This is a genomic window from Streptacidiphilus melanogenes, assembly GCF_000787835.1.
Taxonomy (GTDB): Bacteria; Actinomycetota; Actinomycetes; order Streptomycetales; family Streptomycetaceae; genus Streptacidiphilus; species Streptacidiphilus melanogenes.
The window spans coordinates 1-11,969 of the sequence record NZ_BBPP01000070.1; the positions used below are offsets into that span (position 1 = coordinate 1).

General features: G+C 72.7%; 15 protein-coding genes. 8 read left to right on the top strand and 7 right to left on the bottom strand.

The features are described from left to right. Nucleotides 1–153: 153 nt before the first annotated feature. Together TR49_RS37230 and TR49_RS37235 are read right to left on the bottom strand one after the other, a co-directional pair. On the bottom strand, nucleotides 154–666 hold the full coding sequence (locus tag TR49_RS37230; protein WP_042390361.1) for a type III secretion system chaperone family protein: 513 nt from the start codon (nucleotides 664–666) through the stop codon (nucleotides 154–156). Between the two features lie 21 nt (nucleotides 667–687). Continuing rightward, complete coding sequence (locus TR49_RS37235) at nucleotides 688–2,097, bottom strand: glycosyltransferase (protein WP_042390363.1); 1,410 nt, start codon at nucleotides 2,095–2,097, stop codon at nucleotides 688–690. A 105-nt stretch (nucleotides 2,098–2,202) separates the two neighbouring features. Between TR49_RS37235 and TR49_RS37240 the strand changes: the two genes are divergently transcribed. Both TR49_RS37240 and TR49_RS37245 read left to right on the top strand, forming a co-directional pair. Continuing rightward, a complete protein-coding gene (locus TR49_RS37240) occupies nucleotides 2,203–3,024 on the top strand; it encodes a class I SAM-dependent methyltransferase (RefSeq protein WP_042390365.1) in 822 nt (273 codons plus the stop codon). A 159-nt stretch (nucleotides 3,025–3,183) separates the two neighbouring features. Continuing rightward, the gene (locus tag TR49_RS37245; RefSeq protein ID WP_042390367.1) at nucleotides 3,184–4,236 is read left to right on the top strand and encodes a C40 family peptidase; all 1,053 of its coding nucleotides are present in this window, start codon (nucleotides 3,184–3,186) and stop codon (nucleotides 4,234–4,236) included. A gap of 65 nt (nucleotides 4,237–4,301) precedes the next feature. Here TR49_RS37245 and TR49_RS37250 read toward each other — a convergent pair whose 3' ends face one another. Continuing rightward, nucleotides 4,302–4,874 (bottom strand): O-acetyl-ADP-ribose deacetylase, encoded by a 573-nt coding sequence (locus tag TR49_RS37250; protein ID WP_042390368.1) that lies wholly within the window; start codon nucleotides 4,872–4,874, stop codon nucleotides 4,302–4,304. A gap of 249 nt (nucleotides 4,875–5,123) precedes the next feature. On the opposite strand from TR49_RS37250, the gene TR49_RS37255 reads away from it, so the two are divergent. After that, on the top strand, nucleotides 5,124–6,590 hold the full coding sequence (locus TR49_RS37255; RefSeq protein WP_152627669.1) for a PP2C family protein-serine/threonine phosphatase: 1,467 nt from the start codon (nucleotides 5,124–5,126) through the stop codon (nucleotides 6,588–6,590). On the opposite strand, the gene TR49_RS37260 is transcribed toward TR49_RS37255, so the two are convergent. From TR49_RS37260 to TR49_RS37270, 3 genes are all read right to left on the bottom strand, one after another. Continuing rightward, complete coding sequence (locus TR49_RS37260) at nucleotides 6,520–6,879, bottom strand: DUF2516 family protein (protein ID WP_042390371.1); 360 nt, start codon at nucleotides 6,877–6,879, stop codon at nucleotides 6,520–6,522. The genes TR49_RS37255 and TR49_RS37260 overlap by 71 nt on opposite strands. 115 nt (nucleotides 6,880–6,994) lie before the next feature. Then, on the bottom strand, nucleotides 6,995–7,576 hold the full coding sequence (locus TR49_RS37265) for a hypothetical protein (protein WP_042390373.1): 582 nt from the start codon (nucleotides 7,574–7,576) through the stop codon (nucleotides 6,995–6,997). Continuing rightward, nucleotides 7,563–8,003: a helix-turn-helix domain-containing protein gene (locus tag TR49_RS37270; RefSeq protein WP_042390375.1), complete on the bottom strand. Its 441-nt coding sequence runs from the start codon at nucleotides 8,001–8,003 to the stop codon at nucleotides 7,563–7,565. The genes TR49_RS37265 and TR49_RS37270 overlap by 14 nt, the downstream gene beginning before the upstream one ends. Before the next feature lie 140 nt (nucleotides 8,004–8,143). On the opposite strand from TR49_RS37270, the gene TR49_RS37275 reads away from it, so the two are divergent. Next, complete coding sequence (locus TR49_RS37275; RefSeq protein ID WP_042390376.1) at nucleotides 8,144–8,935, top strand: GNAT family N-acetyltransferase; 792 nt, start codon at nucleotides 8,144–8,146, stop codon at nucleotides 8,933–8,935. A gap of 87 nt (nucleotides 8,936–9,022) precedes the next feature. Beyond that, complete coding sequence (locus tag TR49_RS37280; protein WP_084725811.1) at nucleotides 9,023–10,024, top strand: rhomboid family intramembrane serine protease; 1,002 nt, start codon at nucleotides 9,023–9,025, stop codon at nucleotides 10,022–10,024. Between the two features lie 166 nt (nucleotides 10,025–10,190). On the opposite strand, the gene TR49_RS40675 is transcribed toward TR49_RS37280, so the two are convergent. Further along, nucleotides 10,191–10,568, bottom strand: a complete 378-nt coding sequence (locus TR49_RS40675; protein WP_152627670.1) for a hypothetical protein — start codon at nucleotides 10,566–10,568, stop codon at nucleotides 10,191–10,193. 190 nt (nucleotides 10,569–10,758) lie between these two features. Between TR49_RS40675 and TR49_RS37290 the strand changes: the two genes are divergently transcribed. The 3 genes from TR49_RS37290 to TR49_RS46160 form a co-directional block, all read left to right on the top strand. After that, nucleotides 10,759–11,181, top strand: a complete 423-nt coding sequence (locus tag TR49_RS37290) for a hypothetical protein (protein ID WP_042390378.1) — start codon at nucleotides 10,759–10,761, stop codon at nucleotides 11,179–11,181. A gap of 2 nt (nucleotides 11,182–11,183) precedes the next feature. Then, complete coding sequence (locus TR49_RS37295) at nucleotides 11,184–11,747, top strand: thiol-disulfide oxidoreductase DCC family protein (RefSeq protein ID WP_063770264.1); 564 nt, start codon at nucleotides 11,184–11,186, stop codon at nucleotides 11,745–11,747. 21 nt (nucleotides 11,748–11,768) lie between these two features. After that, nucleotides 11,769–11,969, top strand: a 201-nt coding sequence (locus tag TR49_RS46160) for a TetR/AcrR family transcriptional regulator (RefSeq protein WP_236653709.1), incomplete at its 3' end; no start/stop codon positions are given.

The window sequence follows — 11,969 nt, forward strand, 5'->3', positions numbered from 1 at the left end:
CCCCTGGCGGGTGCGCGGGTCAGGCGCGCGGGCGCTGATCTGCGGGCCGGCCGCGTGGGCGCGCGGGAGCCGACGGGCCGTATCCGCAGGCCGTGCGGACAGGACCGGCCGCGTGGTGGTTGCCCAGTGTCCCCGTGCGCGGGCCGTGCGGAGCTAGCCCTCCGCGCCCGTGATGCGGCCGAAGGCCTCGAGGTTGCGGGTGGACTCGCCGCGCTTGACGCGCCACTCCCACTCGCGGCGGATCGCCGTCGCGAAGCCCAGTTCGAGGAGCTGGTTGAAGGGCGCGTCCGCGTTCTCCAGGACCGTCCCCAGCAGGCGGTCGATCTCGTCCGCCGTCACCGCCGCCAGCGGCAGCCGGCCGACGAGGTAGACATCCCCGAGGCGGTCCAGCGAATAGCTCAGGCCGTAGATGCGGGTATTCCGCTCCAGCAGCCAGCGGTAGAACTCCTCGAAGTTCTCGTCCGGCCGCCGCACCACGAACGCGTTCAGCGAGAGCGTCTGCTCGCCGACGCGCAGCGAGCACGTCGTCGAGAGCTTGCGCGTGCCCGGCAGCTGGGCCACGAACGTCCAGGGGTCGCCGGAGGGCTGCTCCCACGCGACGCCGGACTCGTCCAGCGCCGCGCGCAGCACCTCGGCGACACTCTCGCGGCTGATCTCTTCACCCATGCCGGGCACGTTACCGCGCGGTCACCGCACCGTCGCCGCCGCCATCCCGCTTGCCTGTGCGGCGCGCGTCCGGGCGATGGAGTCGGCGTAGAGCTCGGCGGTGGTGCGGGCGGCCGTGTCCCAGCCGAAGGCGCGGGCGTGGCGTGCGGCCGCCGCGCCCATCCGGGCGCCCAGCTCGGGGTGGTCGACGAAGCGCCGCAGCGTCCGGGCCCAGGCACGGGGGTCGTGGCCGTGGACGAGGAAGCCCGTCTCGCCGTCGCGGACCGCGACCGGCAGCCCGCCGACCGCCGCCGCGACCACCGGGGTCCCGCAGGCCTGCGCCTCCAGGGCGACCAGGCCGAAGGACTCGCTGTAGGACGGCATCACCAGAGCCGTCGCCGCCCGGTACCAGTCGGCGAGCTCCGCCTGCCCGACGGGCGGCTGGAAGCGGATGACGTCGCAGACGCCCAGCTGTGCGGCGAGCTTCTGCAGCGCCTCGGGCTTGGCCAGACCGCTGCCGCTGGGGCCGCCCACGATCGGGACGACGATGCGTTCGCGCAGTTCGGGGGAGTCGTCCAGCAGCTGAGCGACCGCGCGGACGAGCACGTCGGGGGCCTTGAGCGGCTGTATTCGCCCGGCGAACAGCAGCACCACCGCGTCCTGCGGCAGACCGAGCCGGGCCCGGATCCCCCGCACCCTGGCCGCCTCTGCGGCCGGATCGGCGGCCGCATCGCTGACCGCGTCCCCGACGGGCCCGGTAGGCGAGGCCGTCGCGGGACGGAAGACCTCCAGGTTCACGCCCGGGTGGACGACCGAGAGCTGCGCGCGCAGAGCGCCGTAGTGCTCCGCGAGCTGCTCGGCCTCCTCGTCGGTGTTGGCGATCAGCCGGTCCGCCGCGGCGACGACCTGCGACTCGCCGATGACGCGGGCCGCGGGCTCCGGAGTGTCGCCGACGGCCAGGGAGGCGTTCTTGACCTTGGCCATGGTGTGCATGGTGTGCACCAGCGGTACGCCCCAGCGGTCCGCGGCCAGCCAGCCGACCTGGCCGGAGAGCCAGTAGTGCGAGTGCACGACGTCGTAGTGCCCGGGCCGGTGTCCGGCCTCGGTGCGCAGCACCCCGTGGGTGAAGGCGCACAGCTGGGCGGGCAGGTCCTCCTTGAGCAGCCCCTCGTACGGTCCGGCTGTGACGTGTCTCACCAGTACGCCGGGTGCGAGCTCGACCAGCGGCGGCAGCTCGGAGGCCGTCGCCCGGGTGAAGATCTCCACCTCGGTGCCGAGCTCCGCCAGACGCTTGGACAGCTCCACGATGTAGACGTTCATGCCCCCCGCGTCGCCGGTTCCCGGCTGGTGGAGGGGGGAGGTGTGCACGCTCAGCATGGCGACTCGGGCGGGCTGATGGGTCACCGCTCGTCCTCTTTCCGGTCCTGGGCCGTCCTGCTCGTCCTTCAACACTGGTGCAACCGGACTGTCGGCCCAGCGATTCCCGCCCGCCTTCCACGGTACCGGGGCGCTCACCCGGGGTGCTGGGCCGGCGGTCGTCCGGATACGCTGCGTGACATGAGTGCGGCGGCGGGAGCGAGGGCGGCGAAGAGCGGGAAGCCGGTCGGCGCGATCACCCGGGGCACCACCAATCCGAACCGGCTCCGCCGCCAGGACCGCTGGATCGCCCACGCGCTCGCGCCGGCCCTGCGGCACGCCGACGCCGGCCCGGTGGTGGTGGACCTCGGCTACGGCGCCGCCCCGTGGACGGCCGTCGAGCTGTTCGAGCGCCTGCGGGCGGTGCGGGCGGACGTCCGCATGGTCGGCATCGAGATCGAGCCGGACCGTGTCGCGGCGGCGCAGCGGGTGGCCCGGCCTCCGGCGCTCACCTTCCGCCGGGGCGGCTTCGAGGTGCCGCTCGACGGCGGCGAACGCCCGCTGCTGATCCGCGCGGCGAACGTGCTCCGCCAGTACGAGGAGGACGAGGTCACCGCGGCGTGGCAGCGGCTGTGCGCGCGGCTCGCCCCCGACGGGCTGCTGGTCGAGGGCACCTGCGACGAGATCGGGCGCAAGCAGGCCTGGGTCGCGCTCGGCCCGGAGGGGCCTCGTACGCTCACCCTCTCCGCACACCTCGCTTCGCTCGAACGCCCCTCGGACCTGGCGGAACGGCTGCCGAAGGCGCTCATCCACCGCAACGTCCCGGGCGAGCCCGTCCACGACTTCCTCCGCGACCTCGACCGCGCCTGGGCGGCGGCCGCACCCTATGCGGACTTCGGCGTCCGCCAGCGCTGGCTGGCTACGACCCGTGCCGTCGCGGCCTCCTGGCCGCTCACCGACACCCAGGCCCGCCACCGCCTAGGCGAACTCACCCTCCGCTGGGACGCCGTCGCCCCGACCTGATCCGCACGGCGCGCTTCTGGCGATCGGCGCACCTCTCGCGGCGGCGCACCGCTCGCGACGGCGCACCCCTGGCGAAGTGCGCCGTCCCGTGGCACCATCCCAGCACCTTTATCTGACGATCAGTCAGACCTGGACGGGCTTGCCCGGGAGGCTGTTGCCGTGCCACGCACTCGTCGCTGGAACCTTGCCCTCCTCGCCTGTGCCGCGGTGGTGCTGACGCCCGTCGCGACCCCGTCCGCGCAGGCTGCACCCGCCCTCGCGCCTGCGAGCCACGCCTCCCGGCTCGCCGCGTTGCAGGCGGAGATCGCCTCGCTGTACCAGCAGGCCGAGAGCGCGACCGCCGCCTATGACGCCGCGACGCAGGCCATCACCGCGCAGCAGGCCCAGATCCTGGGCCTCGCGCGCGCGATCGTCGCCGAACAGGCGCAGGTGGACCGGCTCACCTCCCTTGTCGGGCAGATCGCCGCAGGCCAGTACGACGGGGACGCCCTCGACGGCAATCAGACGCTGCAACTCCTGCTCGCCCAGGACCCCGAGCAGTACCTCGCGCAACTCCCCCTCGCCTCCCAGGCGATGACGTCCGCCGCGACCACTCTGCAGCAGCTGCAGGAGGCGAAGGCCGCGCTCACCGCCTACGGCGAGCAGGCCACGGCCGCCTGGGAGACGCTCTCCAAGGATCAGGGTGCCGCGGCCGGCGCCGTCTCCGACATCAAGGCGCGCCTCGCCCGCGCCCAGGCGTTGCTCGCCTCCCTCTCCGGCCCCGAACTCGCCGCGTTGCAGCAACTCCAGACGCAGACCGCGTACGCCGCGCAGATGGCGTGGCGCGGCTCGCTCACGCCCACCGAGCTCGCGCGGCGGGCGACCGGCGCCGCACAGGCGGCGATCGCCTACGCCGTGGCGCAGATCGGCAAGCCGTACCTGTGGGGCGCCACGGGGCCGAGGAGTTTCGACTGCTCGGGGCTGACCATGCGGGCCTGGCAGGCCGCCGGCGTCGACATCCCTCGGACCTCGCAGGACCAGTGGGCGCAGCTGCGCCATGTGCCCGTCGCCGAGCTGCGGCCCGGCGACCTCGTCGTCTACTTCCGCGGCGCCACGCACGTCGCGCTCTATGTCGGCGACGGTGCGGTCATCCAGGCCCCGCACCCCGGTGGGGTGGTGGAACTGGCCGCCGCCGGCTCGATGCCCATTCTGGGCGTGCTCAGACCCGACTGACGAGATCGCAAAGAGTAAGTTCACTCGAACGAGCTATCGAATACCCATGGTGGATTGACGCATCATCAGTCCACCATGGGTCCGTGCGACAACTCCTGCAACACCCGCTCGAAGACGCCGTAGGCGTCCGCTCCGAACAGCACGAACCGGGCCTCGTCCAGCGCCTCGCCGAGGCCGCCCGTCCTCCCCAGTTCCATCGTCTCGCCGAGCGCGATCCGCGCCGCACTCTCCATCGGCCAGCCGTAGATTCCGGTCGAGACCGCCGGCAGGGCCACGCTGCGCGCGCCCAACTCCGTCGCGATCCGCAGCGATTCGCGATAGCAGGAGGCGAGCAGCTCCGTCCGCCGGGCGACCTCCGCCGTGCCGTCCTGAGGGCCGGGGTAGACGGGGCCCACGGTGTGGATCACCCAACGGGCCGGCAGCCGGCCCCCGGTCGTGGCCACCGCCTGCCCGGTCGGCAGGCCCCTGCCGTAATGCCCGGCGCGCAGCGCACGGCACTCCGCGAGGATCTCCGGGCCGCCCGCCCGGTGGATCGCCCCGTCCACCCCGCCGCCGCCCAGCAACGAGGAGTTCGCCGCGTTGACGACCGCGTCCACCTCCTGCCGGGTGATGTCACCCTCGATCAGCGTGATCTCCATCACGGGCTCCCTTCAGCCGTTCGCACCGTACCGAGGCCTGCGGCGCGTCCGCATCCGCGATACCGCCCAAGCGGGGTACGGGATCTGGCCCGCCGGGCCGCGGCCGGGGCCGTCACCCGGGTGCCACGGGGATGGGGAGGCTTGGTGGAGCTCGCGTACGGGTCGAGAGGATGCCGACAGAACATGGTGTTGGGTGGGCACTGCGCACGCCGCCCAGCCGTTACCGACTCGGAGGGAGGGAGGTAGCCGATGTCCGCTCATGCCGGAGCTGCTTCCAGTGCAGCCGGTCAACAGCGTTCCGCAGGCGCGCCGATACCGCGCCCGCGTCACTCCGGTACCGCCTCCGCCAAAGCCGGAGCGGCCACCGAGGCGGCGCGCACGGACGACGCGCGTGCCGCCGAGGCCCGTGCCGAGGCCGCTCGTGCGGGTGCGGCCCGGGCGGGCGCCGCGTCCGCGCACCCGGCCAATCTGGCCGCGCACCCGCGTCCGGCCGGGGCCACCCCGCCGCTCTCGGTGCTGCTCATCGAGGCCGACGACGCGGGCGCGGAGTCGGTCCGCAACCTGCTGGCCGAGCTCGGCGCCGAGGTGGCCTTCCGTTGGGCCCGCAGCCTCGCCGAGGCGCTGCCGCTGCTCGGCCACGACACCGCCTGCGTCCTGCTCGATCTGGAGCTGCCGGATTCCAGCGGCCTGGAGGACATCCGCGCGCTGCTGCGCCGCGCCCCCCACACGGCCGTCCTCGCCGTCACGGGCACGGTCGACGTGCAGCTCGGCGCGGCCGCCGTCGCCGCGGGCGCTCAGGACTTCCTGGTCAAGCAGGAGATGGACGGCCGGCTGCTGACCCGGGCCGTGCGGTACGCGGTGGAGCGCAAGCGCGCCGACGAGTCGCAGCGCCGCCTCGTCGAGGCGGAGCTGCGCGGCCAGGAGAACGCCCGCCTCCAGCGCCACCTGCTGCCCACCCCGCTGCTGGACGGCTCGGGCCTCACCTTCCAGGCCCGCTACCGGCCCGGTCGCCGCCGTGCCCTGCTCGGCGGGGATTTCTACGACGCCGTCCGTACCGCCGACGGCACGGTCCACGTCGTCATAGGCGACGTGTGCGGCCACGGTCCGGACGAGGCGGCGCTCGGCGTCGCGCTGCGGATCGCCTGGCGCACCCTGGTCTTCGCCGGCCTGACGGGCGAGGCGCTGCTCTCCAACCTCCAGCGGGTGCTGGAGCACGAGCGGCGCAGCGAGGAGATCTTCGCGACGCTGTGCATGCTCGCCATCCGCCCGGACGCGGACCTGGCGGAGCTGCACCTGGCGGGCCACCCGGCCCCGCTGCTGCTGCGCGAGCACAGCTCGCCCGAGCTGCTGCCCTTCGAGGAGGCCGGCCCCGCGCTCGGCCTGCTCGCCGACGGCCACGGCCACTGGCCGCCCGCCAAGGTCGAGCTGGGCGAGGACTGGGCGTTGATGCTCTACACCGACGGCCTGATCGAGGGTCGGATAGGCGCCGGCACCCGCCGCCTGGGTCAGGAGGGGCTGATCGACATGATCGGCGACCACCACCAGCAGGGCGGCCTGCGCGACGCCCGGCTGATCGACACCGCCATGTCCGAGGTCGAGGACCTCAACGGCGGCGCGCTCGCCGACGACGTCGCGGTGCTGCTGCTCACCAAGGCCCGTACGGCCCCATGTGATCGTGCTTCTTCTGGCCCTTCCGGCCGCCCCGGGGCGGTGTGACCCGCTTGACCGCGGGCCGCACGTCCACCATGTAGACGATCGAGGCGACCAGGCCGATCAGGCCGAGGAAGAGCCCCAGCCCGGGGACGAAACTGACGGCCGCGCCGACAGCCAGGATGATCAGCCAGAACGGCTTGGTCTGCTTGCCCGCGGCGCGGTAGGCGTCCTCGCGGCGGAAGGCCGCGTCGATCAGGGTGAACACCTTGAACGCCACCAGCGCCAGCATCACCCAGCCCAGGAGCGTGCCGAACGCGTCCGTGAGCGTCCCGTAGGCGGCCAGCTGGTCCATCGCCACTCCTCGTTGCGTGAGCATCCCGGTGACGGGCTCATCGTGTCATGAGAACGGCTGGAGCACGCGAGACGTGCCCCAGCCGTTTCGTCGAGTCCTCGCGCGGAGTCGGACCTCAGCCGTTCGCGCGCGGCTTGCGCGCGGCGGACTTGCGCGCCGGCTTCGGCGCGGCCGACTCGGCGTCGGCGGCGGGCGCCTCGGCCTTGGTCTGCTCGGCCTCCTCGGTCTCAGCGGCGAACACGTCCGCCTTGGCGACCGGCGCGGTGTGCCCGTTCGACGTCTCGATGGCGGGCTCGGCGTCGGCTTCGGCCCCGGCGCCGTTGAACTGGCGGTCCACGACGAGCTTGCCGCGCGAGGCGAGCTCGTCGTACGCCTCGCGTGCCTTGACCGCGAACTCCGCGGCACGGCCGACACTCTGCAGCGCCAGGCCCTGGGCCTTCTCCTGGAGCGACTTCAGGTCCGTCGGCAGGGTCTGCACGGCCTCGGTGACCTTGGCCTGCGCGCCGTTCAGCCGCGTCTGCGCCTCGCCCAGCCGGGCGGCGGCCTTCTCCTGCGCGGCCTTGCGGTCCGCCGCGAGCGCGGCGGCGAGCTCGGGCACGGTCTTGAGCTTCTCCACGGCCAGGTCACCGGCGCCGGCGAGCGCGTAGAGAGGGGTCGGGTCGGACAGGGTCTTGCGGAGGTCCTCAGCGATCGCCATCGGAAATCCTCCCCTTCTGTGCGTACTCTTCGAGGGTCTGCGGCTCGTCTGGGTCGGTGTTCGCGTCCCCGGCCCGTTGCTGGACGTCGTTCTCCTTGAGGAACGTGTCGTACACGGCGAGCAGCGCCTGCTTCTGCCGCTCGTTGATCAGCGGATCGGCGAGAATCGCCGTCCGCAGACCGAGCCCGTGCTCCTCGCGTTCCTCGAGAATCCCCGCCTGCACGTAGAGGGTCTCCGCGGAGATCCTCAGCGCCTTGGCGATCTGCTGCAGAATCTCCGCGCTGGGCTTGCGTAGCCCGCGCTCGATCTGACTCAGATAAGGATTCGACACCCCTGCGGCATCGGCGAGCTGACGCAGTGAATACTGCGCATGCCGCCGCTGCTCCCGGATGTACTCGCCGAGAGACCCGACGTTCAGTGAGGCCATGCCTCCATGCTGCCCCGCCCTGCTTGCAATTGCAAGCAGGCTGCTAACTCGGGCATGCGCGTGTCGTTCAGCCGTTCGTGTGAATCGGCGTGAGCAAAAACGTTTGCCCAGCTCAGCGGACGTATGTTGGTCTTGCCCGCATGGACGACGACCTGACACTTGCCCTCTTCGACCGCCAGATGCGACGGGAGGCACGACCCGATCACGTGCTGACCCGGGTGGAGCGGGTCGGGGACGTGGTGCGGCAGGTCGGGCCGGGGGAGATGTGGAACGGGGTCCTCTGGTCCGGGCTGGACGAGGGGAGCGCCGACGCCGCGATCGCGCGGCAGGTGGCGGAGTACCGGGCGCTGCCGGACGTGGAGAGCTTCGAGTGGAAGCTGTACAGCCATGACCACCCGCGCGACCTCGGGGCCCGCCTGGTGGAAGCCGGGTTCGAGGCCGGTGGCCCGGAGGCGCTGATGGTCGCCGAGGCCGAGGCGATCGCCTCGATCGAGGCGCCGCTGCCGGAGGGCGTGGAGCTGGTGCCGGTCACTGACGCCGACGGCGCGGAGCTCGTGGGCGCCGTGCACGACCGGGCGTTCTCCGTCGGCACGGGGGCCAGGATCAGGACACGTCTGCTCGCACAGCTGGAGGCCGCGCCCGAGAGCGTCCTGGCGCTGGTCGCCATGGCCGGGGAGCAGCCCGTCTGCGCCGCGCGGTTGGACTTCAACGAGGGCACGCACTTCGCGGGCCTGTGGGGTGGCGGCACGGTCGCGGAGTGGCGCGGGCGCGGGATCTACCGCGCGCTGGTCGCCCACCGGGCGCGGGTGGCGGTGGACCGCGGGTACCGCTACCTGTTCGTCGACGCCTCCGATCAGAGCCGCCCGATCCTGGCCCGGCTCGGCTTCACCCGGCTCGCGACGACGACGCCGTACGAGTACCGGCTCCGGTAGGGGTGGTGGTGCTTTCGCGGCGGTAGGAGCTTCGCTACCCTCCACAGCGTTCGACCACCGACCCCACCGAGTGGAGCAGCACGCCCCATGGAGCACCAGGAGAACGCGCCCTCCACCGTCGGGGAGGGGCAGGCCGCTGCCATCCCCGCCCAGTCCGGGCCCTCGGACGCACCCGCGTCCGCCCCCGCGGTGACGACGTGCTACCGCCACGCGGACCGCGAGTGCTACGTCCGCTGCACCCGCTGCGACCACCTCATCTGCCCGGACTGCATGCGCCCGGCGTCGGTCGGCTTCCACTGCCCCGACTGCGTCAAGGAGGGCGTGAAGTCGCAGCGGCAGGCGCGCACGGTGTTCGGCGGACGGATCGCCGGCGCGAGGCCGACGGCGACGATCACGCTGATCCTGCTCAACGTGCTGGCGTTCGCCGGGGAGCTGCGGGACAACACGCTCATCGACCGGTTCTCCGAATGGGGCCGCGGCTTCATGGGTTCGGACGGCCGGGGCTACACGTGGATGGGTGCGGTGCCGCCCGGCTACCACGCCGCGGGCGTCGCGCACGGCGAGTGGTACCGCTTGCTGACCTCCGCCTTCCTGCACGCGCTGCCCTCGCAAGGCGTGATCGGCATCACGCACATCCTCTTCAACATGATGTGGCTGTGGCAGCTCGGTCCGGTGATGGAGGCGCAGCTGGGGCGGGTCCGCTACCTCGCGCTCTACCTCGTCGCCGCCGTCGGCGGTTCCACCGCCGCCTACGTGCTGGCGCCGGACTCGTCGGCGATCGGCGCCTCCGGGGCGATCTTCGGCCTGGTCGGCGGCTACTGGGTGATGAGCCGTCGGCTGCGCAGCGACCCGCTGGGCGGCAACGGACTGCTGGTCATGTTCGTGATCTGGATGGTGGTCTCGGCCGGGTTCGACTCCTGGCAGGGCCACCTCGGCGGGCTGCTGGCCGGTCTCGCGGTCGGCGCCGGCTTCGCCTTCGCGCCGCGTGGCAAGGCACGGCCGTGGGTGCAGGCGGGCGCGGTGGTGCTGGTCAGTGCGGTGCTGATCGCGCTGGTGCTGTGGGAGACGAGCCGGATCGGCCCGATCTGATCCCGAGGTGAGCTGAGACGCGGCGACGGGCCGGGTGGCGGATGCCACCCGGCCCGTCGTCTTCCCGTCATGTTCCCCGCGTCCCGGTCCTCGGGTTGCGGTCCTCGCGGTGCGGTCCTCTCGTCACGGCCTGTCCGGCACGGCCTGTTCGGCACGTGACCGGCCGTCAGCCGTGGTGGTGCCCGCCGCCCCCGAAGTCGGAGGAGCCGGAGGAGCCGGACCAGGACGAGCCGCTGTCGTGGTGCCCGCCGTGATGCCCGCCCCCGTTCCAGCTCTGGCCGCCGCCGTCCCATCCGTGGTGACCGCTGTGGTGGTGGTTGTGGTGGTGGCCGTGGTGCTCGTTGGTCGGCGTGCCCCCGTCCGTCCACTGCCACTGGCCGGGCCCCTGCTCCGGCAGGTGCGCCAGCCCGTCGCGCCGCACCGGGCCCGGAACGCCCGGTCGCCGATCCCGGGCGGCCCCGCGCCCGGAGCGAGCTGCCCGGATCAGGCCGCCCACCACCAGCACCAGGCACGCGGCTGTGAACACAAAACTGAACGTCAGCATCCTTCGCTCCCCCTTGCGTCGGGTCGTGAGGGCACTGTGCCCCGCCTGCGGGTGACCCACAACAAAGTTGATGGAGATATGAGCCGAGCTCCCCGCCGCCAGCACTCTTGAACGCGTTCAAAAAGCTGCTACAGTCCTTCTCGCACGGTGAATTGAACGTGTTCAACATCGGTCGGAGGGCTGTGTCGCTATGAACACCACTGTCGTCACTTACGTCGTCTACCTGGTCCTGAGCCTCTCGCTCACGGTCTGGGTGGGCCGGACCCTGAGCCGGGCGGGGCGGGTCTTCCTGGCCGACGTGTTCCACGGGAACGAGAAGCTCGCCGAGGCCGTCAACCACCTGCTGGTGGTCGGCTTCTACCTGGTCAACCTGGGTTTCGTCGCGCTCTGGCTGCGCGTCGGGGACAACGACGTCCGGGACGTGGCGGGGGTCTTCCGGGCCTTGTCCTACAAGGTCGGCACGGTCCTGCTCGTGCTCGGCGTGATGCACCTGGTCAACGTCTACGTGCTGAACCGCTTCCGGACCGGAGGGCGGCTGCGCGGCGAGCAGCGCCCGCCCACCCCGCCGACCGCCTGGACCGTGCCCACCCCGCCGATCGCTCCGCAGGTCTGACGATGAGCGACTCCGCAAGGGCGGGCGACTCCGCGGAGACCAGCGGCACCGGAGCGGCGGAGACCGGCTTGGGACCGGATCGGGGCACCGGCGACGCCCCGGTCCGGCGGCTGACGGTCCTGTCGGATCCCGGGTGCCCGCTCTGTCGGCACCTGCGCGGCTGGCTGGAGCGGCAGCGTCAACTGGTGCCGCTGGAGTTCGTCGACGTGGGCTCCGCGGCGGCACGGGCCAGGTTTCCGCAGCTGGACCAGCGGCGGGCCGCCGCGGAGATCACCGTCGTCGGCGACGCCGGGCAGGTCTACGAGGGCCCGGCCGCATGGATCGCATGCCTGTGGGCGCTGGACGGCTACCGCGCCACCGCCCACCGGCTCAGCTCGCCGGCCGGGGCGCCGTTGGCGCGGGCGGCGGTGCTGGCGGCGGCCGGCGGGCGGAAGTTCCTGACCCGCCGGAAGGGCGAAGGCCGACAGGGCGAGGGAGGAGGACGGATGCGGACAGATGTCGGTCCGGACGTGGAACTGGACGATGTGCCGTCCTGCGGCGCGGAGTGCCGGACGTGGTCCGGATAGCCTCGAACCGTGACCGACGACCTGCCTGCCCAGCCCGCCGCCGACGCAGCCCCGTCCGCCGAGAGCGCCAAGACGGCGAAGAGCGAGCGCACACGTGCGCTGATCCTCGAGACCGCGATGCGGCTCTTCAAGGAGCGGGGCTACGAGAAGACCACGATGCGGGCGATCGCCGCGGAGGCGGGGGTCTCGGTCGGGAGCGCGTACTACTACTACGAGGGCAAA